At 48.6% G+C, this 26530-nt stretch carries 29 protein-coding genes; 9 read left to right on the forward strand and 20 right to left on the reverse strand.

Annotation, left to right across the window (positions count from 1 at the left end):
• The first annotated feature begins 203 nt into the window (after positions 1 to 203).
• Complete coding sequence (locus HBA55_RS09140; RefSeq protein ID WP_166989702.1) at positions 204 to 422, forward strand: hypothetical protein; 219 nt, start codon at positions 204 to 206, stop codon at positions 420 to 422.
• A 46-nt stretch (positions 423 to 468) separates the two neighbouring features.
• On the opposite strand, the gene radC is transcribed toward HBA55_RS09140, so the two are convergent.
• The 7 genes from radC to HBA55_RS09175 form a co-directional block, all read right to left on the reverse strand.
• The gene (radC, locus tag HBA55_RS09145) at positions 469 to 960 is read right to left on the reverse strand and encodes a RadC family protein (protein ID WP_166989704.1); all 492 of its coding nucleotides are present in this window, start codon (positions 958 to 960) and stop codon (positions 469 to 471) included.
• 112 nt (positions 961 to 1072) lie between these two features.
• On the reverse strand, positions 1073 to 1546 hold the full coding sequence (locus tag HBA55_RS09150) for a DUF3577 domain-containing protein (RefSeq protein WP_166989706.1): 474 nt from the start codon (positions 1544 to 1546) through the stop codon (positions 1073 to 1075).
• Positions 1547 to 1760: 214 nt separating this feature from the next.
• Positions 1761 to 3317, reverse strand: coding sequence for a conjugal transfer protein TraG N-terminal domain-containing protein (locus tag HBA55_RS09155; RefSeq protein WP_166989708.1), 1557 nt, complete (start codon positions 3315 to 3317; stop codon positions 1761 to 1763).
• A gap of 4 nt (positions 3318 to 3321) precedes the next feature.
• Positions 3322 to 3666: a hypothetical protein gene (locus tag HBA55_RS09160; RefSeq protein WP_166989710.1), complete on the reverse strand. Its 345-nt coding sequence runs from the start codon at positions 3664 to 3666 to the stop codon at positions 3322 to 3324.
• Positions 3663 to 5012, reverse strand: a complete 1350-nt coding sequence (locus HBA55_RS09165; protein WP_166989712.1) for an integrating conjugative element protein — start codon at positions 5010 to 5012, stop codon at positions 3663 to 3665. Before HBA55_RS09165 ends, HBA55_RS09160 begins: the two co-directional genes overlap by 4 nt.
• On the reverse strand, positions 5009 to 6022 hold the full coding sequence (locus tag HBA55_RS09170; protein WP_166989714.1) for a TIGR03756 family integrating conjugative element protein: 1014 nt from the start codon (positions 6020 to 6022) through the stop codon (positions 5009 to 5011). Before HBA55_RS09170 ends, HBA55_RS09165 begins: the two co-directional genes overlap by 4 nt.
• On the reverse strand, positions 6015 to 6500 hold the full coding sequence (locus HBA55_RS09175; protein WP_166989716.1) for a TIGR03757 family integrating conjugative element protein: 486 nt from the start codon (positions 6498 to 6500) through the stop codon (positions 6015 to 6017). Before HBA55_RS09175 ends, HBA55_RS09170 begins: the two co-directional genes overlap by 8 nt.
• 218 nt (positions 6501 to 6718) lie before the next feature.
• Here HBA55_RS09175 and HBA55_RS09180 point away from each other — a divergent pair, with 218 nt between their 5' ends.
• The 6 genes from HBA55_RS09180 (at position 6719) to HBA55_RS09205 (ending at position 13633) form a co-directional block, all read left to right on the forward strand.
• A complete protein-coding gene (locus tag HBA55_RS09180) occupies positions 6719 to 7057 on the forward strand; it encodes an ArsR/SmtB family transcription factor (protein ID WP_338109383.1) in 339 nt (112 codons plus the stop codon).
• On the forward strand, positions 7057 to 7695 hold the full coding sequence (locus HBA55_RS09185) for a cation efflux transmembrane domain-containing protein (RefSeq protein ID WP_166989718.1): 639 nt from the start codon (positions 7057 to 7059) through the stop codon (positions 7693 to 7695). The genes HBA55_RS09180 and HBA55_RS09185 overlap by 1 nt, the downstream gene beginning before the upstream one ends.
• Before the next feature lie 11 nt (positions 7696 to 7706).
• Positions 7707 to 8024 carry a hypothetical protein gene (locus HBA55_RS09190; protein ID WP_166989720.1) on the forward strand — a complete coding sequence of 106 codons (318 nt, stop codon included), beginning with the start codon at positions 7707 to 7709 and terminating at the stop codon, positions 8022 to 8024.
• A 182-nt stretch (positions 8025 to 8206) separates the two neighbouring features.
• A complete protein-coding gene (locus HBA55_RS09195; protein ID WP_240945987.1) occupies positions 8207 to 9436 on the forward strand; it encodes a TolC family protein in 1230 nt (409 codons plus the stop codon).
• A 50-nt stretch (positions 9437 to 9486) separates the two neighbouring features.
• Entirely contained in the window at positions 9487 to 10500 is a 1014-nt protein-coding gene (locus HBA55_RS09200) for an efflux RND transporter periplasmic adaptor subunit (protein ID WP_166989724.1), read from the forward strand.
• A 10-nt stretch (positions 10501 to 10510) separates the two neighbouring features.
• Positions 10511 to 13633 (forward strand): efflux RND transporter permease subunit, encoded by a 3123-nt coding sequence (locus HBA55_RS09205; RefSeq protein WP_166989726.1) that lies wholly within the window; start codon positions 10511 to 10513, stop codon positions 13631 to 13633.
• A 136-nt stretch (positions 13634 to 13769) separates the two neighbouring features.
• Here HBA55_RS09205 and HBA55_RS09210 read toward each other — a convergent pair whose 3' ends face one another.
• A complete protein-coding gene (locus HBA55_RS09210) occupies positions 13770 to 14027 on the reverse strand; it encodes a helix-turn-helix domain-containing protein (protein ID WP_166989728.1) in 258 nt (85 codons plus the stop codon).
• 117 nt (positions 14028 to 14144) lie between these two features.
• On the opposite strand from HBA55_RS09210, the gene HBA55_RS09215 reads away from it, so the two are divergent.
• Positions 14145 to 14594, forward strand: coding sequence for a hypothetical protein (locus tag HBA55_RS09215; RefSeq protein ID WP_166989730.1), 450 nt, complete (start codon positions 14145 to 14147; stop codon positions 14592 to 14594).
• A 2-nt stretch (positions 14595 to 14596) separates the two neighbouring features.
• A complete protein-coding gene (gene csrA, locus HBA55_RS09220; RefSeq protein ID WP_166989732.1) occupies positions 14597 to 14785 on the forward strand; it encodes a carbon storage regulator CsrA in 189 nt (62 codons plus the stop codon).
• Here csrA and HBA55_RS09225 read toward each other — a convergent pair whose 3' ends face one another.
• From HBA55_RS09225 to HBA55_RS09280, 12 genes are all read right to left on the reverse strand, one after another.
• A complete protein-coding gene (locus HBA55_RS09225; RefSeq protein ID WP_206019687.1) occupies positions 14786 to 17539 on the reverse strand; it encodes a conjugative transfer ATPase in 2754 nt (917 codons plus the stop codon). It abuts the gene before it with no gap.
• A 2-nt stretch (positions 17540 to 17541) separates the two neighbouring features.
• Positions 17542 to 17898 carry a hypothetical protein gene (locus HBA55_RS09230; RefSeq protein ID WP_166989734.1) on the reverse strand — a complete coding sequence of 119 codons (357 nt, stop codon included), beginning with the start codon at positions 17896 to 17898 and terminating at the stop codon, positions 17542 to 17544.
• The gene (locus tag HBA55_RS09235; protein ID WP_166989736.1) at positions 17858 to 19216 is read right to left on the reverse strand and encodes a TIGR03752 family integrating conjugative element protein; all 1359 of its coding nucleotides are present in this window, start codon (positions 19214 to 19216) and stop codon (positions 17858 to 17860) included. The genes HBA55_RS09230 and HBA55_RS09235 overlap by 41 nt, the downstream gene beginning before the upstream one ends.
• Positions 19209 to 20078: a TIGR03749 family integrating conjugative element protein gene (locus tag HBA55_RS09240; protein ID WP_166989738.1), complete on the reverse strand. Its 870-nt coding sequence runs from the start codon at positions 20076 to 20078 to the stop codon at positions 19209 to 19211. Before HBA55_RS09240 ends, HBA55_RS09235 begins: the two co-directional genes overlap by 8 nt.
• Complete coding sequence (locus tag HBA55_RS09245; protein ID WP_166989740.1) at positions 20075 to 20773, reverse strand: PFL_4703 family integrating conjugative element protein; 699 nt, start codon at positions 20771 to 20773, stop codon at positions 20075 to 20077. The genes HBA55_RS09240 and HBA55_RS09245 overlap by 4 nt, the downstream gene beginning before the upstream one ends.
• On the reverse strand, positions 20773 to 21138 hold the full coding sequence (locus tag HBA55_RS09250; protein ID WP_166989742.1) for a TIGR03750 family conjugal transfer protein: 366 nt from the start codon (positions 21136 to 21138) through the stop codon (positions 20773 to 20775). Before HBA55_RS09250 ends, HBA55_RS09245 begins: the two co-directional genes overlap by 1 nt.
• 3 nt (positions 21139 to 21141) lie before the next feature.
• On the reverse strand, positions 21142 to 21504 hold the full coding sequence (locus tag HBA55_RS09255) for a TIGR03745 family integrating conjugative element membrane protein (RefSeq protein WP_206019688.1): 363 nt from the start codon (positions 21502 to 21504) through the stop codon (positions 21142 to 21144).
• A gap of 66 nt (positions 21505 to 21570) precedes the next feature.
• Positions 21571 to 21810: a TIGR03758 family integrating conjugative element protein gene (locus tag HBA55_RS38170; RefSeq protein WP_166989746.1), complete on the reverse strand. Its 240-nt coding sequence runs from the start codon at positions 21808 to 21810 to the stop codon at positions 21571 to 21573.
• Positions 21810 to 22100 (reverse strand): RAQPRD family integrative conjugative element protein, encoded by a 291-nt coding sequence (locus HBA55_RS09265; RefSeq protein ID WP_166989748.1) that lies wholly within the window; start codon positions 22098 to 22100, stop codon positions 21810 to 21812. The genes HBA55_RS38170 and HBA55_RS09265 overlap by 1 nt, the downstream gene beginning before the upstream one ends.
• Positions 22101 to 22195: 95 nt before the next feature.
• The gene (locus tag HBA55_RS09270; protein WP_166989750.1) at positions 22196 to 22948 is read right to left on the reverse strand and encodes a cellulose-binding protein; all 753 of its coding nucleotides are present in this window, start codon (positions 22946 to 22948) and stop codon (positions 22196 to 22198) included.
• On the reverse strand, positions 22942 to 25176 hold the full coding sequence (locus HBA55_RS09275; protein WP_166989752.1) for a ThiF family adenylyltransferase: 2235 nt from the start codon (positions 25174 to 25176) through the stop codon (positions 22942 to 22944). The genes HBA55_RS09270 and HBA55_RS09275 overlap by 7 nt, the downstream gene beginning before the upstream one ends.
• On the reverse strand, positions 25169 to 26392 hold the full coding sequence (locus HBA55_RS09280) for a ComEC/Rec2 family competence protein (protein WP_166989754.1): 1224 nt from the start codon (positions 26390 to 26392) through the stop codon (positions 25169 to 25171). The genes HBA55_RS09275 and HBA55_RS09280 overlap by 8 nt, the downstream gene beginning before the upstream one ends.
• Between the last annotated feature and the right edge of the window lie 138 nt (positions 26393 to 26530).

Here is a 26530-nt window from a genome sequence, read left to right on the forward strand (position 1 = left end):
AATATTGCTCTTGCCCAGCACGGCTAACGCGGAACAATCCTGGGAATACCTGGTAAAAACATACCCCTTGTTGGGCAATGATGGCGCGCTAACCCAAGCACTGAATAAGCTAGGTCAGCAGCACTGGGAACTCGTAAATTGCGCCAAAGGCAGTGCGAAACTTACTTGTATTTTTAAGCGTCCTGCAAAAGGGGACTAATCTGATGAAATGGCTTAAAACATCTTATCTGTTCATAGCAGCACTAATTACCGGCACACTCAGCCTATGCTGGCGCACCCTGCTGTTTTTAATTGATCTAATCGATGGCGGCGATGACGAAAATGATCACGCCCCTACCGATAACATCATTCATTACAACCACCGAACTGGTGAGATTGACCCGGTAAAACGCGCAGACGGCCTTTACGACAACAATCTATAGAAAATGCCCGTAAAACCTAAGTTCTACGGGCATTGGTTTTGATCAACTAAAGCAATCCCCGCTCAGCAAACGATTCCACTACTTCATCACCCACTATAAAGTGATCCAGCACCCGGATATCCATAAGTGTCAAAACCTCCTTCAGTCGCTGGGTGATATTTCTATCACTCTGACTGGGTTCTGCCACTCCGGACGGATGATTGTGAGCAAAGATCACTGCAGCGGCATTCACCTGTAAAGCGGCCTTAACCACTTCACGGGGATAAACACTACAGCCATCAATAGTGCCTGCAAACATTTCCCGATACTCAATCAGTCGGTGTTGGCTATCAACAAACAGACAGCTAAATATTTCTCGCTGCTGATCGGCTAACTGTAAGCGTAGATAGTCTCGTACTTCATGCGGCGAACTAAACACTTGGTCACGAGTTTTTAATCGTGCATATAGCAGATTTTTGGCTTCAGCAATCAGTTGGTTTTCCTGCTCGAATGTTGTTTCGGAGGAATACATTTCACTCGAAGGTTTAACGTCTTTCATGATGTGCTCCCATGAAAATAGGGAACACACCGGGTCCTTATGGGAACGGTGGTTCCCATAAGGATGTAACGGACAGTATTTATCGCTAGATCAATACTGCCCTGGTGGCGTGTTATCCATTTGCGACTTGAGACGTATTCTCATGATCATCAAAAGTGCGTTGGTCTTCATAGACCAGCTCACCGTTAATTTTCATGGAGTGTATACGCGTCAAGAAGCCACCTATCGCAGCCCCCAATTCACCAGCACGTTCACCTTGTTTATAGATGAATGCCTTGGCACGAGGGTTAGCCATATTAAAGCGAATCAGCACATTGGCATCTTCGGCTTCGATAGCTTCCCGGTGTTCTAATACCACACCGAGTACGGTTTCAGACGAGATAACGAGATCATGATATTCATAATGCACATTATCCGCTGGCCCCTGGATAACCGATACTTGAGCTGCATAGCGTTGAGGTTTTCCTTCAGCACCGAATTCACGAATACTGTTTAGATAACCAATGCCATTGGCATACTCGTTGAAGTACCGGTTGTTTTCTGCAGTAGCAGAAGAAGTTGTTGCATTTTCAGTTGGTTTACTCATAGCAGTGCTCCTGATTCAATGAGTTGATGTGATAAAAAGAGCCGCTGACCCAATGGGGCAACAAGCTCCCCGGTTGGGTGAGTGAACAAACAGACCATTCAGCATTTCCGTAGAAATTACTGCATGCCACACCGAAGCGTTGATCCGGGCATGTAGGTTGCTATTGAGACAGCAATAGCCACTGTTGGTATGTGTTAGGTTATTCATGATCGGATCATTTCCCTGTTGCTTTCTTGCCTTTCAAGCGACCGGCTAAACGTGGATTAATTCGACCCGCCCCAGCGGTGCCACGGGTGATCGCCTGGGTAGCACCATCGAGCTGGGAGGCAGCTCGAATACCTGCCAATCCAAGGTAAACGGATAACAGTAATGGCAACACCAAATACAGCCCGCCAGTGAGAAAGTTTAAAATGATCCGTTTAAGCGTGAGGTCGGTACTAAACAGTGTGGTTACGCTGCCAGGATCTGGGTAAAACGCCTGAATCAAATTTTGATCCACCCACCAGGCAAAGAACCACAACACTGTCCAGAACTTCACTGTAAACAAGATCAATGCGCCAATAATCAACAATGAAAACTTGTAGCGACTGATCAATATGAAGAACGGCAGTAACGCGTAGAGTCCCATCAGAATCAGGGCTTGCACCATCGGAGCCGCTTCAAGAAACACGCGCAGATAAGCCGCAAAAGACACACTGGTCTTTCCAAGGCCGTAAGCAGCCAGGCCTTGTTGCGCTGCATTTTGTACAGACACCATCACCCCTGGCTCCCCAACACTAAAATCAACTAAATTGCCGTAGGCGAAGTCATATCCTCTTGTAGTCCAGCGCGGTGGAGAGTTGATCAACGCAATCTGAATAACTGCATCACGACGTGGTGCAGGGTCCCACCCCGGTTCAGCGGCAGCAGAGAGTAAATCGAGATCACCCAGCTCATTGAGAATCGATTGCTGAATACCTTGCCACCATTCTGTACAGAATGGCTTCCCATAAACAGGGTTATTAGACGCATCCCACTCTACGTCCCTGAGTGCCGACCAAGGGTACCCTTCCCTGACGGTATCAGCACGGATGCTATCGTAATATCCCGGAATTTCCTGATACACATGCGAACCGATCCAGTCGGGATCACTATCACCATAACGATTCAGCAACGCGGTAATTGCGGTACTATCGGGACGTTCGGCCAGGTATTTTGATCGTGCTTCAATAAAGCAATCTCTAAAGAAATCGTTAATCTCATGCTGCAAATTGGGGTCTTGAATGGACGCATCGCGCAATTCATCCACATAGCCTCTAAAATCCAAAGTGGGCGGCACATCTTCCATCACCGCGCGGTTAAAGCCAGAACTAAAGCTCATCACCGCATACCAAAACACGGGCACATTCACCGTCACCGGCGCAGCATTAAACGAAATGCCTCCACCATAGGTAGTGCGTGAGTTATTGACCGTCGCCACGGGTTGTGCGGGCGTTCCAATGACTGCGCGTGGAGTAAACGACAGATCGACAGCATTCAACGGTGTTGCTGGTACCGCTGCAATCAGTATCACAAAGAAGGCGACGAAAAACTCTACCTCGACAATACGTAGTGTGGTATTGCCCGCTTCCTCGGCATCTTCCCCCGCATACGAACGAATAATGGTATCGAGAAGAATACCCAAAAACGGCAGAAACACGATACCGGTTGCCACCAGCACATCCCAAATACTGTTATAAAATAGCCAGCCAAATAATGTGGTGTATAGTTCTAACGTACTATCAACAGCCATACCGTTAGGCCATCCAGTCCAACAAATACGCTAAAGGATTTTGAACAATCAAACACTCATAAAAGATGATCAAAACTACTAATGGGCGGCGGCTTGCAGAGTATGAAGAGTTATTCCGACGATAACGGGTAAGATGGCAAACCAGCTGAGGCCAAAACATCACCAGCAGACTATAAATAGAAGCCCGCCACCAACCCAACGGCAAGTTCGCCACCAGCGAGTCCATCGCCTGAGGAGACTGTGAACTCACCCAGAGACTGACCGCGACTCCCATGATAAACAGTAATAGCAATGCAGCAGAGGTATATCCCCAGAGCAAACACTGGCTCTTTAAAGGCACAAATTTCATTGTTCTACACCGCCATTTTTCAAAGGGCGAGAGTCAGTCGGAACCGAGGCTGGCGTATTGACAGACGACTGCCGGATCGCATTGTCCCGTAGCAACAGCTCTACAACGGTCGAAGTAACAAATTTATCGCGGGCATCTTTCTCGAAAATCACATTACTGATTTCGCTTTCCAGCTCATCCAGCGCCTGAATCACTTCTTGTTGTGCAATCTCATTCGCTGCAACATAGCCCTCTTTCCGACCAGCCAATAGCAAGCGGCGAATAATCATGGCCTCCTCCATGACCCTCGCTTCAGCAATTTCCTGGCCGAGCTTATTAATGACAATGGATATTTCGTCGGGAGACTGATTGCGGATCGCCAGAATAACTTGCAACGTCACCGCAATACCCGGCGCTTCGACTTGCTCCAGGTTTGCCCGTGTAGGCTGCGTTGAACCTGAAACAATATCCACTAGCAACTGCACAATATCTTCAGTGGTCTCTTCGATATAGGGAATCAACCCTTTGCCAGGCCGTGTCCCTTTGGTACAGCTATCGCAAAGACCTACCTCGATCTCGCCTAATACATTATTAATCCACTGATCAACGGCGTTAGGGCCAGCGAAATGCTGAGCAAGAGGCGCACTATTCGGCAGGTTACTACCTGTTTCGGGAGGCCGTTGTGACAATATATTCAAACCGGCTTTGGCAACATCTGATAGCACGCGAATGGGAGGTTGGTTAACCCCACCTGCCCTCAGTCCACCCACCCATTCAATCCCTTCATTAGGCGCATCTTCAGCATCATCGACCGCATCGTGGATATTAGCTCCACCGATACCTACTGAACGCTTCCAGGAATCGCCCCAACTGACCGTAACCCATTCATCAAAAGGGTTAGTGTTATTGGCAATCTCGTATTGAATACGCTCACAGCTTTTGGTGGCCAGCGAAAAGGATTCGATGGCTCGCAGTAATGCATTTTGAAACAGGTCATACAGACCTGGATTCGCCTTTTGAAGGATATAACCCGGTAAGTTTGCTATCGCGGCTGTTGCTGCCAATTCGATGGCATTGACCGCGTTATCGACACCATTTCGCAAATTGTCCAGTGAACTTTCGATAGCCACCATTGGATCAAAACCACTGCAACTGAGCGCAGAGGCCTGTCCACTCAGTGATAGATCAATCGTAGTGATATTTAGGCTGGGTGGAATAGCGATATCACGCCCACCACCGATCTTGTAGTAGAACAGGCTATCATCGCTTGGCGCTTCTGCAGCAATTAGCGGATGACAAGTTAAAAAACCAACAATCAGGATCACTAACCAGCGACAAAACCGCATATCTGTATGTTCCGCAGTCATAAACAAATCCTCACCGGAACAGTGAATAAATAAGCGCCTTTTGCTTCACAGCATTCGTAGGGTCGCCACAAGGTAAAGGCGTATCGGTTATCTTCAGAATGACGCCCTTGGGACCACGAAGTACTCAGTACATCGTTTTCACCAAAGGCATAACACTGCTCATCAACTTTTGGAGCCAGCATTTGCCATACCCCCGTACCCGGATCGTTCTCAACCAATTCACCCGGCAACCAGGTTCGGTTATAGCCATTACCATTTAGCGCGTTATAGACATGAGGTTGACGAGTTTGAGTAACGATGTTGCCAGCTCGCTGGGCGACAACCGCAGCCGCTTTGGCATCATCCTTCTGATTGATAAATCCTGTGCGCGGCCAAACCGGCCCCCATTGTTGCTGGATGCCAGCGCCTACGACACGCCGACCAGGTAGCAGGTTTTGCAAGTACAACATCTCGGGTAAACCAAGACGCCAAGTCAGTGAATCCAGAGAAGAAAGCAGATAGGGATTGAAAGACTCGGCTTCGGAAGGGCAGTAATACCCTGTGTTGCCGATAAAGTCAGAAACTGAGGAGAACGGGTGACCAATCGCGGTCACTTCTTTGAATCGCAGACTCTGATCAGTTGCTGGATTCCCGCCTTCAGTTCGATGTCCTCCCCCCACAAAGGCACCGTGAAAGGTGCTGACGATCCCACTGACTATTCCCGAATCTAACGAGCCAAATAGCGACTCCATTTCTTGCCAAGGATTTGTACCGGGTTCGTCGTAAACACTCACCACCAAATCGGGGTTATAGTGTGCGACTCGGATACTGGTCTCAATAGAACATTCATAAATACTGCAACGCAGCCAGACACAGACGCCAGTAATGCAATAGTTCAGGCAGGAACGATCCAATGTGATTGCGCCAACAATATCCGCAGTCGTTATCGTCGTCGGTTCCGCTTCAAAGGCATACCCCTTGTATCCCTGTAACAGCAAGAATAGAACCATAACTTGAAAGACTCTATTCATTGACAGTCACTCCGTGTTGATTTTCTCTCCAATGACGGTATTGATCGATTGCCTTGGCTAAATCTGTTACCCCATAAATCACCGCCTGCTGATCAAAAATGATGACTGGGTAACGATCAAGACCATATGCCATCATCGTGCCCAGAGGGAGATACGCCTCACGTAACTGCGCGTCCAGTTGAGCACGGCCAATTTCGGCTACCCTCTCCTCAATAACAGCGCGAGCACGCTTTTCTTCATTAGGTAATCCTTTACCCAATCGTACTTCGATAGACTGAACACTATCGAGATTAAGAATTGATAGTTCGGCTTGGTACCCAGGATACCCAAGACTATTCCAGTCTATGGGCTGAACTGATCGTTGATCGGACGTAATGGCAATAATGGTTTTAGGCAGATCATTGGTATCCGCTTTTGACCCTGTCGCGAAACTCAGGGTGCATACCATGAGTACAGCTTGAATCCGTAATGTAGGCACAGTGCTTCCTCTGAATTTGTCGAATTAGTGACTACATGGTTACCCAGCCTCAGCAGTAGCACGACAGAAAAGCTTTCAGCACCAAAAGTAAGATTCAAGGGCGAAGGCACAAACGAGAACTAAGAAAGATTATTCCGACGCTATGGTTAAATTGAGCTTGACTAGACAGACATATCGTGCAAACATATGAACACATATTCATTTGTTTGGATGTTATTGTGAAACCCGAAAGACGCCCCCTTAGCACGTTAGGTACAGAAGAAGCGGTATCGCAATTGGCTGATTTGTTCCGCCTGATGGGGGATACCAGCAGGCTGCGTATTATTCTGGCCAGTTTGCATGAACCAATAAGCGTATCAGACATCGCCGAGAAGCTGGAACTTTCACAATCACTGGTTAGCCATCATCTGCGCCTGCTGCGAGCTGCCCGAGTCGTCCGTTCAGAACGGCGTGGAAAAAAGGTTTTCTACGTCGCGGCTGACGAGCATATTCAATGTGTGATTGAAGATATGGTGGCTCATATCGGGGAACCCGATCAAGCTGAGGGGGACGACTAATGCCAGGGTGTACAAACTGTCCGTCTGACACAGCAGCGGCAAGCAATACCATTGACCCGGTATTTCGCCGCGTATTATGGGTTGCACTTATTTCGAATGCAGCGATGTTTTTCGTTGAGATCACCGCCAGTCAGATTGGCGATTCGATCTCTCTGCAAGCCGATGCGTTGGATTTTTTTGGTGATGCGGCTAACTATGCAATTAGCCTATTTGTCTTGGGGATGGCTCTGCATCTGCGCGCCCGTGCCTCTTTATTCAAAGGTGCGACCATGGCTGCTTTTGGCCTTTGGGTGATTGGCAATGCCATTTATCGCGCATTGATCGGCAGTACGCCTGAAGCTTCGGTCATGGGAGCAGTGGCTATACTCGCACTGGCAGTCAATGTTGCTGTTGCGGTATTGCTGTACCGCTATCGCACAGGTGACAGCAATATGCGCTCTATATGGTTATGCAGTCGCAACGATGCCATTGGCAATATAGCGGTAATGATCGCTGCAGCGGGTGTCTTTGCAACATCTTCGCGCTGGCCCGACCTTATCGTCGCGGCGATCATAGCCAGCCTCAATTTCAGTGCGGCAATTCACGTTATACGCCTGGCGATTGGCGAGATGCGTGCAGAACCCGTCAAAACTGCGTAAACTGATAAATTATGTCCAGACCGTTTATCTGCTATCTGTTTATCTTTTCGCTACTCTTTATGGGTATCGAAAGCGCTGTCGATATTGCTGGTGGTGAACATCCCCACGGGGACGAATATGCGCATGTCTTGGACAGCGATGACTCGCATTCATCTGATTCAACCACGGACAACGATCACTGCTCACATTGCTGTCACGGTCATACCGGCAGCATTGCCGGTCATATCACCGTTCAGAGCGGTGATATGAATAGTCAACAGTTTGCACTTTACCAGCCACACGTCCTCAACTTTTCCCAAGCACCACCCACTCCCCCGCCCAACGTATAAATCATTTCTGATCTTGATCAGCATACCTGCTGTTGCGGAGTGACCTTCGCTTGCAACAACCGCGTGTGCACGAATATTCATGGAATATCGGACTATGATTTATGCAAATACGAAACATTATTGCTGTCTTACTATTAGGTAGCCTATCCCTGGTGAGCTGGGCGGATTCGACTAAATCGCCCATGCAAAACACCGAACAAGTGTCGCGGCATATCAACACTTCTATAGCACTAACGCTGGAAGATGCCATCACCCGCACCCTGAAAAACAACCCGCAGTTGTACCAATACCGTTTTCGCCAGCAAAGCCTTATAGCACAGCGCGAAACCAGCTCGCTTTCTCCTGCCCTTCAGTTGGGGCTGGAGGTCGAAAACGTAGCGGGCAGCGGGGAGTTTAATGAGGTTGACAGTGCGGAAACCACCCTTGCACTGTCTTCGGTGATTGAGCTGGGAGCCAAGGCACGATCACGGGCTGCGGTCATTGATGCCAGAGCCGACCGCCTGAATTTTGAGCGCCAGGCGGCAACGCTGGATGTACTCGGAGAATTAACGACAACGTTTATTCGCGCTCTTTCCACCCAAGAGAACATTGCTCTGGCAAAAGAGGCATTTGCGCTGTCAGAGCAAATGCTAAAAACCGTTAAACAGCGAGCGTCTAAAGGTGCTGCCCCTGAGGCGGAAGTGATGCGCGCTAAAGCAGCTCTCACTCGTACATTTATTCGACTGCAGGCATTGCGCAGCAGTTTTAAGCGCCAGAAGGTTACGTTAAGCAGCTTCTGGGGGGGCACCAATCCCCACTTTACTGAACTCAGCGGCAGCCTATCTGCGTTTGGCTCTTCGGATGATTTTGCCAGTTTATTGCAACGCGCCAAGCATTCCCCTGCCATTGCTATTTTTGCCAGTGAGGCTCGGTTAAAAGATGCTGAGGTCAAACTGGCTCAGGCACAAAGTCGCGTGGACATTGGCTGGCAGTTGGGTGTCAGGCGTTTCGAAGAAACAGATGACACTGCGTTAACGGCGGGTGTTTCGATTCCATTGTTCAGTGGTAAACGTAACCGTGGGGCCGTCGCCTCGGCGTTGGCCGAGCGCAATGCCGTGGACTACCAGCAAGCTGATGCCCAGCTCAGGTTACACAACCGCTTGTTCGCTGCCTATTCTCAGCGCGAAGAAAATAAGGCTGCAGTGAAGCAGTTCAGTTCACATGTCTTACCCGCGCTAGAGCAGGCATTGCGTTTGACACGCCAAGCCTATGAAAACGGTCGCTATCGCTATCAAGACTGGATTGCCGCACAGGAAGAGCTGCTTACTGCCAAGCAACAACATATTGAAGCCGCTACTGCAGCACAGCTCAATCAAGCACTCATCGAGCAATTAATTGCAGAGCCACTGGCAACTAACGATTTATCTTATTAACACAGCGTTTTGGCAAATAAACAGTTTGCCAAGAGCGACAGGAATTAACGATGAAAATTTCACGACTTTATTTATACCTGACTATCGCAGTAACTCTCAGCGTAACAAACCCTGCTTTTCCTCAGGAAAACTCCGGTGATCACGACCATGATCATGAGACTCATACCACTGACCTTGCCAAGCATGATGAAAGTGATGAGCATCATCACAAGCATAAAAATGGAGATACTAACGAAGACGATGATGCTCACGACGACGAAGAAAATGCCAGTCGCATTAGTGGCGATATGGCTGACCAAGTAGGTATTAGTACAACCTTCGCGTCGGAAAAAATCCTCCACCAAACCATTACCAGTTACGGCGTGCTCTCAACTGGGCCGGAACAACTCAGTCATATGCGGGCACGTTTTTCTGGATTGATTACCTCTGTTAAGGCCAGTATCGGCGATACGGTCAAAGCGGGCGACTTACTCGCCGAAGTGGAATCCGATGAAAGCCTAAAGAAATATTCAGTGCGCGCTCCCATTTCTGGGACGCTTGTACAACGCCACGCCAACACCGGCGAAGTCACCAAGGATCAGGTGTTATTCTCCATCGCCGATTTTGACACGCTATGGGCCGAACTGCGCATCTACCCAGCGCAACGGGATAACGTCTCTACAGGGCAAGCCGTCGAGATTGTCTCAGATAAAAAAACCATTGCTGGCAAGATCAGCCATATCATTCCATCCCTTAATAAACCCTATCAGCTCGCTCGCGTACAGCTGGATAACAGGCAGCTGGGGCTATCGCCTGGTTTACTGGTGGAGGGGCGTATCGTAATTGACGAATTTAAGGTGTCGTTAGCCGTTGAAAAAGAGGCTGTGCAACAGCTCGGTGGACGTTCCGGTGTTTTTATTCAAGAGGAGGAGACTTACCACTTCGCCCCCTTAATACTTGGCCGTGCCGACGATCATTACGTTGAAGTACTGGATGGCATTAACGTAAACCAGCGCTATGTCAACCGAAACAGCTATCTGATCAAAGCGGATATCGAAAAATCTGAAGCCGAACACGAACACTAAGGGGCGCACCATGATTGATTCTATACTGCACCTTGCCATTGAGCGGCGCTATTTATTTCTCAGTTTAATATTTATTGTGATCGGTATCGGCGTCTGGAGTTACCAAAAATTGCCGATTGATGCCGTGCCTGATATTACCAATGTACAGGTACAGATTAACACGGCAGCACCCGGTTATTCGCCTTTAGAAGCAGAACAACGCATTACCTATCCGGTAGAAACGGCGTTATACGGGCTGCCCAAATTGGCTTACACCCGGTCCCTATCGCGTTATGGTCTCTCACAAGTCACCGTCGTCTTTGAGGAAGGCACAGACATCTATGCCGCGCGCAACCTGATTGATAATCGGTTGGGCACGATTCAAAGTGTGTTGCCACCCGGCATTGAGCCAGAGATGGGGCCAATCTCAACCGGGCTTGGTGAAATCTTTATGTACACCGTGCAAGCATCACCCGATGCTACCATGACGAATAGCCAGCTTTATGATGCGACCGCCTTGCGAGAGATTCAGGACTGGATCATCAAGCCCCAGTTGGCACAGGTCAAAGGTGTGATCGAAGTCAACAGCATTGGCGGTTTCAACAAGCAATACCACGTTACGCCCGATCCCAAAAAGCTGCTGTACTACCGCATCAGCGTCGAAGAACTGGTCAATGCCCTGCAAGCCAATAATGACAATCGCGGCGCGGGATACATCGAGCGCAACGGGCAGCAATTACTGGTTCGCTCTCCCGGTCAATTGGCTACCCTGGAAGACATCGGCAATGTGATCATTACCGAGCACGACAGCGTACCGATAAAAATTCAAGATGTGGCCGACATTGGCATTGGCAAAGAGCTACGCTCTGGTGCTGCGACGCAAGACGGAAAGGAAACCGTACTGGGTACAGCAATGATGCTAATCGGTGCTAACTCCCGCACTGTGGCGCGCGATGTCGCCAGCAAGCTTGAAGCCATACAGGAGTCATTACCCGATGGAGTAATCGCCGAGCCTGTATATGATCGAACACAACTGGTGGACAAGGCTATCGCTACCGTTGCCAAAAACTTGCTCGAAGGCGCGTTACTCGTCATTGTTGTTTTGTTTGTCCTGCTTGGTAACTTTAGGGCAGCATTGATTACTGCTGCTGTTATTCCTCTATCCATGCTGGCAACGATGGCGGGCATGGTCAGAACAGGTGTTTCGGCTAATCTGATGAGTTTGGGCGCGTTGGATTTTGGTTTAATTGTCGATGGCGCAGTCATCATTGTTGAAAACTCGGTGAGACGTTTAGCGCAAGCACAACACAATAGCGGCCAACAGACGTTGCGAGAGCGACTCAATACCGTCTATGAAGCAACCGCTGAAGTCATTCGGCCCAGCTTGTTTGGCGTGGCCATCATCACCGTAGTGTATATACCGATTTTTACACTCACTGGTGTTGAAGGAAAAATGTTTCATCCCATGGCCGCGACGGTTGTTATGGCACTACTCTCAGCGATGCTGTTCTCGTTGACTATTGTGCCTGCCGCTGTCGCTGTCTTTTTACGCGGTAAGATCAGCGAAAAAGAAAGCGTGGTGATTACCCAATCAAAAGCCGTTTATAAGCCACTATTGCTGATAGCACTCAAGGCTCGCTGGGCAGTTGTTAGCTTTGCTGCTTTATTGGTCGCGGGATGTATCTGGCTGGCAACCACTTTGGGTTCAGAATTTATTCCGCAACTAAACGAAGGGGATATTGCGCTACACGCCATGCGCATACCCGGCACAGGGCTGGAACAGGCTGTCGGCATGCAGGAAATTCTTGAACAACGCATCAAGTCCTTCCCCGAGGTGGATAAGGTCTTTGCCCGTATTGGAACAGCTGAGGTCGCCACCGACCCTATGCCACCCAATGTCGCCGATAATTTCGTGATATTAAAACCGCGCAGCGAATGGCCGGACTCCAGTAAAACCAAGGATGAGCTAGTGGAAGAAATGGAAGCCTCCCTGAAACAGCTGCCGGGCAATAACTACGAGTTTACCCAGCCGATACAAATGCGCTTTAACGAATTGATTTCCGGTGTCCGTGCCGATCTCGGTATTAAAGTCTTTGGCGATGACCTCGATCAATTGGTATTAACCTCGAACGAAATACTGAAAGCGATTAATCAGGTGCCTGGAGCCGCTGATGCGCGAGTGGAACAGGTGACTGGCTTGCCAACCTTGTCGGTGATCCCCAAGCGCACAGCGCTTGGTCGATACGGATTAAACGTCGTGGAGTTGCAAGACTGGGTATCTGCTGCCATTGGTGGTGAAGCGGCAGGCTTACTGTACGAAGGAGACCGGCGGTTCGAGCTAATTGTTCGCTTACCCGAAACACTGCGCCGCAATATCGACCGGCTGGCGTTTTTGCCCGTCCCCCTACCCAATGGCGATTATATTCCGTTAGAAGAAGTCGCCACATTAGATATTTCACCGGGGCCAGCGCAAATCAGTCGGGAAAACGGGAAACGTCGGGTAGTCGTCACTGCGAATGTAAGGGGACGCGATCTCGGTAGCTTCGTCGCCGATGTCAAAGCACGTATTGGCAGTGATGTCGATATACCACCGGGGTACTGGCTGGATTACGGCGGCACCTTCGAACAGTTGGAGTCTGCAAGCCAGAGGCTAGCTATTGTTGTCCCCGTCACCCTGTTAATTATTATCGGTTTGTTGGTGATGGCATTTGGATCACTAAGAGATGCATTGATTATTTTTACCGGCGTGCCTTTGGCGCTAACCGGCGGTGTTCTTGCCCTCTGGTTTCGGGATATGCCGCTGTCGATTTCAGCAGGTGTAGGATTCATCGCACTATCTGGAGTAGCCGTGCTCAATGGTTTAGTTATGCTGGCCTTTATTCGCGACCTCTGGCATGAAAAAGGCGATCTTCTAGCGTCAGTGGTTGATGGTGCGTTAATTCGGTTGCGCCCAGTATTAATGACTGCACTGGTAGCGAGCCTCGGCTTTATCCCTATGGCCCTTAATACTGGGACGGGTGCTGAAGTACAACGGCCTCTGGCAACAGTAGTGATAGGGGGTATTATTTCATCGACGTTGCTAACACTTTTTGTATTGCCCGTGCTTTACCACTGGGTACATCGCCATAGCGAACATGCTGTCAAAGCCGACTAGCCGTGAAAGCACACCCTCCTCCTGTGAGGGTGTGTAATTTTCGACCTGCCCAAAGCAATAAGTAGACGTAATGGGTTTGATCCTCAACTACCATGACCACGGACAATGTGCACCGTGAGCGGGTCTAGATCAGATTCTACTTTCTCGTTTTCTTGAGCTTTTTGTAGTGATTGAGGACAGGCAGAAGCAATTTGTCGGGTGTAATGTTCAGCGCATCACACAATTTGATCAGTGTGAGAATAGATGGCAGCTTGTTGCCCGCTTCGACATCCTGCACATAGCGCAGTGTCATATTACCCTTTGTGGCAACTCCTTCCAGGGTTTCAGACGCCTGGCGACGCTGCTTAAGCAGGTTTTCACCGAAGGCTTTTTTGATTTCATCTCGCAAAGTCATACGCTCCATAGAGCGTAATTGTTAAGTTTTACCAGCTTGACCTCTACGCTCTGTAGAGCGTAAACTGAGATCCTGAGCTATAATGCGTCCAAACATCACTATAGGGACATGGAAATTGTGGACCGACTATTTGTAATCTCGCTTACTTTCTATTTCTTGACTGCATGCACTTCCATACCAATCAGCGAGCCGCTTAAACAAACCAAAGCAGACAACACCCTGGTTCAGTGGCAAGCATCAGAGCCTGTAACACGATGTGAAGCAAGCACCATCACCGATTTTCGCTTTGTCCTCCACCATAATGGTGAGTGGCAAAGTACTGCAAAACTAAAAAACACTGATCTGCATAAATACCGCCCCTATTGGAACGACCACATTACCTTGAAATTCCTGAATGGCACGGAGCCAGCCGTAACACTCGATCTTTTCACGGAGAAAATGCGTGCAGCATCGATTCGCACCGTTGAGAAATCCGGTGTTTGGAAGGTCGGTTATGAACACTTTAACAAACTGCAATCAGCAACCGTTACCGTAGTGCATGACTGCGAAGGACTTTTGGAGGGGTAAGGATGCTCATACTAACGCGAAGGATCGGCGAAACACTGATGATTGGTGACGATATCGAGGTTACCGTACTGGGAGTCAAAGGCAATCAAGTCCGCTTAGGAATCAAAGCCCCAAAAAATGTTAGGGTAAATCGTGAGGAAATTCACCAACGAATACAGCAAGAGAAATACGACGAGCCCCCTGATGAGTAGTCACAATTGCTGATCCTGCTCCGTCGAGTTCATACTGTCAGCAATAACAAATACTGCCTCTAACTCGGAACAATGCTGAGACCTCATAATTTCAGCCCGCTGCTGCTTTTCATGCTTTTCGGTCATGGCCAACGCCAAAGCTAACGGTGGCGGTACGTTTCTAAACAAGCACTGCAAGTTGTCCGATAACACAACACCTTCGGTATAGTTTCCAGGCTCCTTTTTTGCCGCGCGAAGCATACTTTTTTGCTCTTCGGTCAGGTCTTTAAAACGTGAAATTTGCTCAATTTCTTCCTTTGGACAGACCATAGCAACCCACCACTCGAACATGCTGAGCAGCTTTTTGGCGGCATCGGGAAAGTCTTCCAGATTTTGAGTGGCCAGCCATAACCAGGCACCCAACTTTCGCCACATTTTCACGATCTTAACCAAGAAGATAGCTAACAAGGGGTTGGTGGTAATTAGGTGAGCCTCATCGCCCAGGACAAAAGTCGGACGATGATCATATTGCTCACGCTCTACCACTCCGTTAATCTGATTCATCAGGCCCATAAACCCTAGGGCCAGCTGATCTTCATAACCTTCGTTAGCTAACAGGCCCATTTCCATAATAGTGACATCGGCCTCTGGCCAGGCTTTGCCCACGCGATTAAAAAAGTGCCCGGCAGTACCTGAACAATACAATGCCATTGCATCGGCCATATCTTTGGCGCGTTCTCGACGTTTCGGCGTGCTGGACTCTTCTACCGCTAACTTGTTCAATGCATCAACCACATCCTCGGTTAATACGATTTCTCGGCTGCCAGCCACTTGCTTCTCCTCCGCAGCGAGGATAATCGCCCTACGAATCGTTAGGCGATCAGCCCGTGTCATCACGGCCTCTTCCTTGCTATCCCCGCCGGTAATCATAATGCGGGCCTTCAATTCCATCTCGCCCAATAGATCACGTTCTTCGTCATCATCACTGTTATCCGAAGCATCCAAGGATGCCTCTTCATAAGCTGAAGGCTCTTCATCAAACGACGCTTGCTGTGCCCGTTCCCTTTTGAGCATTTCATAGGCGTCAGAAAACGGAGGCAGGCTAACGTCTTCCTTGGGGTGAAGCGTTACCTGATTAACGCTCAGTCCGAAATATCGACAGTAATCCCCCAACAATTTAAACGAACCGCCCTTCTCTATAATGTAAATTCGCGCACCGTAGATCGCTGCGACCTGCAACAGGATGTACACCATTAATGCCGACTTACCAGAACCAGGAGGCCCCAGAACCAAACCAAAGGCATTCTTAGCCCGGTCCAGTTTGTTCAGCGGATCGAAGGTTAAAGGCTCGCCGCCTCGATTAAAGAAAACCAACCCCGGATGTCCAGTACCCCGGCTGCGACCGTAAAAAGGTAATAACCTGGCGAGATCACTGGAAAACACCAGGCGACTCTTCTTGTTGACCTTTTCCCGCTTCGGCTCATAGTTCATGGGTAGCTGGCGAATATAGGTATCCAACGGCAGCAACTCATCTTTCTCTCGAATGGGATGCAAACCATTGGCTAGTAACAATGCATTGACTTCATTGGTCTTCTTTTGCAAATCTGCGAGGGAATCGCCACGGGTGAACAGCGTTATAACAGTGGGTAATAGGTAATCCCCGTGAGACATCCACTTCAACGCTTCCTTGGCATCCTGCTCCGCCGCCATCGCTTCAGCCGTTTCACCCTTTGCTGAATTAAGTACTTGCACTACATGGTTTTCGACGAGGTCTTGTGGTTGAAGTGTCAAACATAAAGAGAGAATACTGCCCTCGGGCAGCTTATCGAACAACGCATACAGGTTATCGCCAACCTGTCGTTCGCCGGTGAAGTGGCCGGGAACAGGCTTTCTACGCAACGCATCCACGGTGATCGCTCTATGTGGCAAGTCATCGAAGTACCAAACACCATGACCGCCATCGGATGAGGGCTGAGAGAGAAACAACAGATCGGACAGGTCATGACTAAATACCCGATCCTTCCTTTCAGGAAGTGACATTAACTCAGTCAGCTTATCCAAATCTCCCTCCGTCACTTCAGCCTTTGGATTAAACCAACGCAATAACCAGGCATAGAGATCATGGTCATCACATCGTCTAATACCAATGCCTGTGGCTGCCATCTGGGTGACAAAGCGTTCCGCGACCTGGTTGATCTCGGTAACGGGGTCGATATGTTCGTTATCGTTTAACTCTCTCCGGCGATACAAAAATACCCGCACTCGACGCACCTTTCCTCGCCAACTACCGCCCGTCACCGTGCTGTCTTCAAATAACCCGGTGCTCTGTGTCATACGCTTGAAATGCCTTTGCATACGGGCAACGAAATTGCTTGCCAATAATCGATGCTCTGATGTTTGCCTGCAATGGCTCTCTGCGTAGGTATTCAAAGATCGTGATAATACTGACAGTGAGTCTTCATCCGAGACAAAACACTGCAAGACGAAAGGATTATCGTGTGCAGGAATTGTGTGATTGATACAGGTTTGTATATTGGCCTGGACTTCCTCCAAGAACGTGCTTGATCGTGCTTCAGTGGAAACACCGGTGATTTCAAACATCGCTGCAGCACTATAACTATCTTCGAGGGTAAACGTCTCGGTCGCCTCATCGTAGTCTACCCACGGTAACCAATCGCTTAACGACGCGGAGTGACGATAGAGTGTATCCACATCAGCATCCGTAATCACTGAACTACGGCTTGGTTGCTTGCCTATTAATTGCTTATCTGCCATTTCTATTCCCACCCTGCCTGTTCGCCCGGAGCCGCAATATGATCCTGGGTGTAAAGCCGGAAAAAAGTGCAATATCCAGGTACTGGGTGGCCTGCAGCAGTCAGGTGCCTAAAAACATACATTCGCAGTGTCGGATTAGGTAACCACTGAAACTCTTCTTGTTCAGCATTGACCTCATCGCTGATTGCACGTTGTGGCCTAACCAGTTGTTCATCGTCAGCATATTGGAATTTTTCATCGTGAATGCTTTTCATTGACGGCATGTCCGTACCAAATATTTTTGCCTTGGAACTGGCGCAACCAGACAATAGTCCGGTATTAATCCAAATCGTGATTAATATGAGAATTATTTTTCGCATAGCGTAATCTCCTTGCAATCGAACTTTTATCCAGTGGCAAACTGCGGTCTAAATGGACGGATACCTCTACCCCCGGATTCACCACCACCGCATCAAAACTCTGTTTTTGTCGTGCCAACAACCACCGACTGACTTCATCTGTTGCTGACTGCACAGCCTCACCAGCAACCAGTTTATTAATGTCACCTACGACAGTGCTCGTCGTTGAACCGGTTAATGATGATGTTTGCCGCTGCTGCTGTGCTTCGGCATAGGCAGAACCCGCCGCCCCTAACCCTGCCAGTCCAATACGCTGGGTAATAAATGATGGTGCGTTGGTAACAAAGCGCCCCGCTACACAGGGCACGCCGCTAGGGTCAGAGATGTAACCCAAGGGTTGCCCCTGGCTACTGTGGTTAACGATAGAACCGTCCTCAAAAATGAAGGTGGCTGATGTTAGGCGAGCACTCACACAAGAGAGGTTCCAGTCACCAAACCCCAAACCACTGAAAATCATGCCTTCGACCTCGGGCATATCGTGGCCATTGGCTAACAGGTTTTCTTTGCCGATATAGATTTTTACCGGATAGGGATCAGGCGTCTGTCCCTCCACAGGAATACGGCCAATCAACGCCGTTAGAGCTAGTCCATCCGTTAACGTTGCATCTTTGGGTATCGTATAAACAGGATCGACAACAATCTGATTTTTCTTTTCAGAATCTCGTACCTCGTTATCCGTCGCAGAGGTATTAGGAGAGCGAGGCAATAAGCCGGCAAATCGGCCCCTATCACCTTCGGTCGTTTCTGGTTCGATATAATCAATAGGGTTATGCCAGGCACCCTGATCTGGATTGACCGGAATCACATTCTGACCATCAAAACCAAAGCCTGCGGGCAATCCATCCTGATTTAATTGCCCAATGTTGGCTGGGCCTTTACTTTCTTTCAAATCATTAAGTTCACGCCTTAGCTGACTGAGGTGCTGTTGAAGCGATCCTATGGTCGCCTTGGTTTCATCCAATGTTTCCTGCGCTTGCAGATTAGCCGTTTCCAGCCTTGATACTTTTTGCTGGTTCTCTAGCACCTTGCCCATGTTTTCTTTGGTTGATGCATTCAAAGTATCCGCCTTTTTTACCGCCTCTCGGGCGTAGGCCTGCAATGCTTTGATAGTATCAGTCTGCGTATCACCATCCTGCGGTTTGGCTTCAGGGTCATACCCAGGTATTTGCTCCACAGGCTGATAACTTTCCTGTGGTTCCGAGCACATCACGAGTGACAGGCAACCAATGGCCAGCGCAGCCCCCCCGATTAGCAACGGATTCATACGCTTTTCAGCCATCCTGCGTTTCCTCTTTACCCGTTTGCCTATTTTGAAGAGCCCGGTTGTCAATCGGCAGGGAAAGGCTTTCCACGAAAGACCGGTTCGAGACCAGATACAAGGTGGTAGTATCTGTTTCGCTACCCATTTCCCCCAAACGGTCATGTTGCAATGTTGCCGTCAGCCAATCTCCACGGACAAGATAACTTAGGTTTAGCGCTTGATGAGAATCGGATCGATCAAACTGTAGCTGCAGTGACTGCCGCGACAAATTACGCACTCTAACCGCTGTCACTGTTAACCCATGACCTTGCCATGAAGCTATTGGCACAGCTTCAATAAGACCACCGCGAATCAATGGAATTGACGTTTTTGATTCAACCGGTATTCGTTTAATCGCGCTGTCACCATCGACTAACCGCTCCGGCGCGTAGAGTTGTTGTGCAGCGTAACGAGTTAGCCGGACACGCCAGTCATCAGTGGTTTTGTACTTGGCTACTTCCTTACTGCGATTTCGGGTGCTCTCTTTTGTCATCACAATCAATTCATCGCTAGCTGCAGCGGCTTCACTGGCCGTTATATCTAACAAATAAACTTGCTGATCATTCAGCCCCTGAACACGGATACGGGTTGTCGGAAATGACTCAGTTGCCCTGACATACAAAACACCGTTTGCCGCAAGCGCTGACACTTGGCGTTTAACCATGTCAGGCAGCCAATAACGCACATCATCAGGGAAATGAATAATACGTTCATGACCCACTTGTAGGTGAATGCTAATGGGGCGCTTGTCCCAAAGTACACGGTGTGGGGCATCGGCTATGACCGTAGCAGCCGCTACCGTAAGTAAAACCCCACAAAACCACTGAAAACAGGTTTTCATAAATCATCTCCAGGACGCAGGAAGGGTTTGCCAAGCTGGTCCTCTGGTAACAGCACTGGGCGCATGGCTTCATTACAGGCTAATGCCATGCCCCAGGGATTAACCTCTTTATCGACATCAAATCGAACTACACGTAAGGGATAACGCAACAGCACATCCTTAACCGGATGGCCTCCAATCGATTCCGTGACATTGACATCCAGCCAGATTCTCCACGCACTGCTGGTTTCAATCTGGACACGTTGACGGGAATAAGTTTGACCAAGAATTTCCTGTACTGAGCGAACCCGTTGACGCAACTCACCCAGTTCCTGCTTGGTATTCATATCCGCTTCCAGCGCAGCTCGACAGCCAGGCGTAAGAAAACCCTGCAGCGCGTATATTTGCTTGGGGTAGTCTTTCTCTCCGTCGCTTGGCCAGCGGTTCAATTGCTGGAAAATGTAATAAGCAAAGGTGTATACCGTCGGTGCTGGCACACTATCAAAATTGGTTACCAGCCCCTGAGTCAAATCGGGCGGAATATAGAGCCGCCGCGTTTCCTGCAATACGCCGTTACGCCACCAGAGCGCGATGACTGCAACAAGCAAACACACTAGTACGAGTCTCAATGTACGAATATGATCAGTGGCGGCGAGCAGTCGCTGTCGGGCCTGATTGTTTCTGATAGCCGCTGGTTTACTTATGGTTTTATTCATCACTTCATTCTCCGGCCAATATCCCAAACCCGGCTTTGCCGTATGAACGAGGAACGCAGCAAGTGAAAGTCTTCAAGCCATAGGCGTAATCGCAACTGGTAGTAGCCCAGCGGCCTGCCCCGCTTGAGCTTTTGTAATATCGTTGCGCCAATAACGACCCAGGCAATCACCAAGAGCAAACCGATACCGACGCCCATCATCAGATAGCCAAATAAGCCGCACAAAATGACGCTACCGGGCACCAGGGCAATACCACCCACAGTAACCAGCAGCATCAATTCTGAGAGTGAGCATCCCCTGAAGATCGACGGTTCAGCATTCAGACGCACCGGCAACAGCTCATTGGATTCCTGCTGCGATTCCATACCTCAGATTATTCCAACGGCTTCGTTCAGGAAGAAAGACACGATTGCCAGAAGCACACCGGCTATAACTGCGGTCAAGCCTACAGAACCCCAATCAGGGTCATTGGAACTACGCGCTTCATTAAATTTGGAAAGCAAGATCCAACCGATCCATAGAAAACCAGCGCCTGAGATAACCAGGGCAATATAGTCAATGGCATCTCCCGACCACCCCTGCATAAAGGCCAAATAGTTACCGTTAGGCGCACCGCTCGACGGATCGACGGGTGTAGGCAGCTGTGCCTGAGCTGATATTGAGACCAGCCACAGCCAAAATATTGAAAAAGGAGCAATTTTGCGCTTCTGTATAAAAGCAGATTCATGCATTAAAGGGTTCATTTTCTTCCTCACATCTCGTATTAAAAGTTTCACATTGGTATGTTTTCGTTAGCGCTATCGCAGTAGGAAGCCAAGAACGAGGGTTAAAAAGATTGAGCGGACTGACCGCGTCAGAAAGTCGTAGAAATTTATTTTTCGGTGCGACCAGGCTTTCCACTGAGTGACAATGACCCAGGCGACCCAGATATAGAGCACCGAATAAAAGATCAAAAGAATCGTTAGGCTAAAGCTCCCCATGGGTACGCCTAGCGTTGCCCCGGTGAAAGCAGCCTCTTGTGACGCTGATACGGCCATCAGCGATAATTTCCTTCGATGGGAGGTAACGACCGTGGCTCACGCCGCGCCGTGTTGGCGGCATCAAGAATGCCTTCTTGGATTTTTAGCATATCTGCTCTCAGGCGCCGGTAATTAACCTGCCTTCGATCACCCGGATTCACGGCCTGCTGGGCTTCGTCAATGATATTGGTGATGGCCTCCAGCTCTTTATTCAGACGCTGGAGTGCAGATCGCTCCTGGTCAGTGACGGCATAAGTAGGTGCTGAGAGTACAGCAACCAAGAGGATTAGAGGTTTTGTCATTCGCATGATCATTGTCCTTTGTTGGGGCAATGATCATGGAATCTTTGGATTAGCTGTAGAGGAAAGCTTTCAGCAGGGAAAGAAATTTAATGTAGCTCGGGCTATGGTTCCTCGCAAGACTCTAATAGCGTCTTCGCGTACCTGAAACCACGCTCCTTTACAAAGTTATTGTTTATAACCAATAAGAAGGCAAGCACAAACACAACCGAAGTAAGCCCAGCCCCTACTCCAAGCAAGTAATTACTCAAAATAATCCCGTCTGTCTCTACTTTAGCAAGCGCTAGTACTGGCCATACAAAATACAGATTTATCACTACGCATATAAGAGCAACCAACAGCCCCATCACACGTATTGACAGTAAATTACGTGCAAATCCATATGCCACATTATCTCGGTAAACAGCTGGATACTTTGTTTTGTCTCGGGTGAACTCTCTAAGGAAGTTTATTGCGCTTTGGTATTTTAAATCCGCATCGCTCTGATCTTTTATCTCATCCTCTACTTTGGGTAAGTTCAGTCCGTCAATTTTGCCATCCAGCCATTTGTGATACCGCTGCTTTGTATATTTATCTAAGACCTGATCTCTGTGCCTAAGGATGGCTGTTGTAGGAGCTCCACCCCATATCGAAAACAGCTGTTTTTGGCATCTATTTCCCAAGTTAGAAACAAACGTTGAAATAAATGTCATGACACCAAAACTGATCAATACTGTGAGCGACCCTCCCAATATGCTTTTTGAACTCGGACACCAAGCCAACATTGTCAAAACGAATGGCAGAACCGAAAAGAACGCAGGCATAAACCTCGCGTTGATTGTGTAGTGGTCGAAATATTTCCCAAGCTCTTTTAACATTCAACTCGCACTATGTGCCCTCCAGTATAGGTAAGCATGACAATGGGTAAATCGTAGTTTATTTGCAATTTTTTAAGTGAGTTTTTATCAATGGTTGATGGTGGTGTCGCGCTGGTATGACTGTGCCAGGTACCCAGAAAAGTTATCTGCCCGTTAGTCCTTTCGTGAATACGCTCGAATTCTTCAGCAAGGCCTTCCACATTCAAAACAAACCTATCCCGAGTACGCACGCTGCCTTTCGGCGCATCCAGTAAGTAGTTGACGTAGATGGTTTTTGAAAGTTGGCATACCTGCCCCGCAATAACTCCCCCATTTTCGAGCATTGGGTCATCAATGCTCAGATCTTCAATGTTTTTAGCTACCGATCCCAGAACCCTGACGTTCCAATCAAAATCGTTATTTCTGGGAATGATTAAAGTCGGAGGAAACCTATAAGTCATCCAAGTCATATCTAAGGAAGAGTGATCTATTGTGCCAACATGCAGAATACCTTCCGATGTATCGTTGCTGTTTTTTATATGCGCATTTATTCGTGAAGATACAGCCGCCGACATCAACGAAATATCTATATCATTCATTATTGTTGTCACCGAACCACAACCTTCTCCAAAGTGATTAGATTGCGGCCCCTCTCCACCATACATGGCCTTTTTGATCGGCTCACTGCCAATACATAACGCGTTCACAAAAGCAGCAATATCATCAACACGTACTGAGCGAGAATCTCCCTCTAGAGCAACAACGCCCATGGTGGATTTTCCGTACAAGGTTGACTGAACCAGCCTCCCACGAAGTGACTCACAATGGTGAGACAAATAGTACCGAACAGGCAGCGACGCTGTAGTATCAAGAACATAATCTGTCCTTTTACTGAGTGAAAACCCCGCCTTAGTACCCATAGACCGAATATCTTTGTCTATTGGCGTTGACTCAACATTGAGACTCGATAGTTGCCTGTGTAGCAGCTGAGATTTGCTGAAACACAAACTACTGAAATCTGGAACAATCAGCCCATGCCTAGCATTATTGTGGCTACCAAAGTAATCGTTATCAACTAACTCAAACTTGTAGCAACCAGTCTTCGCTAAATGAAGCGCAACTTTTGAACCAAGGCTGCCGCAACCCAGCAGGCCAATATTTACAGGTTCTTCAACTTTGTCTCCCGATACTGCTTGCAGTAATTTCGGACAAGTCCGTTCAATCAATTGCGTTGGTCGAACGACCGACTCATCTGGAATTTTTTCCGCATGATCCTGGCTAAAGTAGACACGATAAGCGAGAAGTTCCCATGGACTTTCCGTACCTATCAAGTTGAAGGGGCGCTTAACCGCAAAAGTCACCATGAACTCTTCAACAGGGGCCTTATCCTGCTTCTGCATGGACTGGGGGCTCGACATTGCAAGTATATGTTTTAGCCGCGCGTCAAAGGCGTGTTGCAAGCCCAAGCCTTTTGCAAACCCGCGTAAACTCACAAAATCATGGACTGATTCAGGCCGGTATTCGTCAAAGACCTTTCCGTTTTCTGTCCGGAATAGAACGCCAGGAGCGTTACGAATGGATGTATACGTGTCAATTCCCAGATTTTTCTTCTTCAGTGCGGAATTGGATGCCCCCAAACTGGGGGTTATTAGTTCCCCCATCAGAAAACCCTCTGAACTCCCCACACGGTAATACCGATAGTTGTAGAACTTGACAACATCGGTGCTCGCATCCAAATCGGCACGAATGGCATGGGTATCCGCGTGAATCAGGCCTTTTGTATTGTCTCTGCGAACATGCTCCCAGCCCTGCACTGGGCAATGTAATTCATTTGCAGCTGCATTATTTAGCCATTGGCACGCAGCATCCAACAGCGCCGTCAATCCCATACTATGAAGCAAGTCTACTAACGGTGACTCCGAGATGCAGGGATAAACCAGTTCCCCCGGCGTGTAGGGATTAAGGTGTGGAAGATTAGTCGGAAAATCCACCCTCAACCGAGGTGAGGGCGCACGTTGCGGGTAGTCCAATGGCAAACGCCAGTAGACGGTTTCTACCCCTCTGACACCAGTATCCGAAACCCCCTGTTTGCGAAACCTGTTAGGCAGCTTAACCACCCATTCCGTTTCAACGATAACGGCATATTGCCCGACAGATACGTCCTTAACGCTATTAACTGCCGAATAATTACCTATCTGTTCTAGGGCCGCCTGAATGAAGGGCGAAACCTCCGGCTGTTCATCACCCATGGCCAATCGCGTTGCCCGCCCCAGTAAATAACGTTCCTGTCGCCGCAGTTCGTGCAGCTTTTTTGGCAGTGCCTGATGACGCCTCAGAGGTCTTTGCTTCTTCCTGAGGGCCGCTATTTGTTAGCTTGTAGGTCAGCACTTCCGGTGCCTTCCCACTGGAAGGTTTGTAGTCAGCAAGACACTGAAATGTGCCGTCATTCTCATCCGTAATGCTTGCATACTCCTTCATGGCTTGATAGTTCGGCGGATCATTCTCGTTATCTTCGATTTCGTCGCTACTTGAAACAATTACTGCACCTGGGCGCGCTTCGCCTAATGCGGATTTTGCGTCTTCGGACACTCGCGGATTATCAGTGTCGCTAAAGCTGTCATGCGACAAGGTATGCCAGGAACAATGATGCGGGGCTAGCAGGATGTCGTATTGCAGCACATCGGTATTATTTTTGTACTTCTCCCATAACACATCCCACACCTCAACACCGGCATCACCGGCCAGCAAAATGTAGTTAGATGGCGACGAGTAACCGTGGCTAGCAAGTCCCCACTGGATAATGATACTGGAGCGGTTTTTATCCGGGCAGGTGTTGTCTTCAAACTCATCATCAGCAAGCGGTCCCAATACTCTGGCACTTAACTCCTTGATATACACTTCATTGAGCGTGTCTATCACATCCTCGTTTTGATAGACGATATCCAATATTTCGTCCGTCTTGCCATCTTCATCTTCGCCAATTAAACGTATACGGTCACCCTGCTTACCGATCTGTTTTTCAGCCTTATAAAGCTCGACCCTTCGCTTTGCCTCAGTATTAAAAGCAGTTGCATCCTTACAAAGGCTGTTATTTTTGCTTTTGCGCCTGAAGATTAGGGGTGAAGACCATATCTCTCTGACAAATATCTTACCGTATTCGCCATCTTTAGGTGCCACGTAGTCATCAGGGCTCCCCCGATGAAAGTTCTCCCGAAATCCTCTGATGTGATCCTCGTCTGGGTGGGTAAGGATCAGCACATCCACATAAGGACGCCCCTCATCATCTTTATCCAGCAGATCATGTAGTGACGCTAAGGCGTCACATTTATCGTCATCCGATTCGCCATTTTGACGAATATGCATGTCCACCAGCACATAGTGGTAGGTGTCATTGGATGCTATCTTCATAAGTGTCATGTCGCCATTTCCAACCGGAATATGGCTGATTGTTGATTTTTTACTCATTTCGACCTCTATAAACGCAACCTAGCGTATAATTTGCTTCAAATTGGTAGATATGGGCGATAAATTAGCCCCTTACCTCCTTCTACTGCCAAAACTCAAAAAGTGGCGATTTTTTTTGCCACATTTTCGAAATCACCA

It is taken from the genome of Pseudomaricurvus alkylphenolicus (assembly GCF_011683955.1).
Classification (GTDB): Bacteria; Pseudomonadota; Gammaproteobacteria; order Pseudomonadales; family Cellvibrionaceae; genus Pseudomaricurvus; species Pseudomaricurvus alkylphenolicus.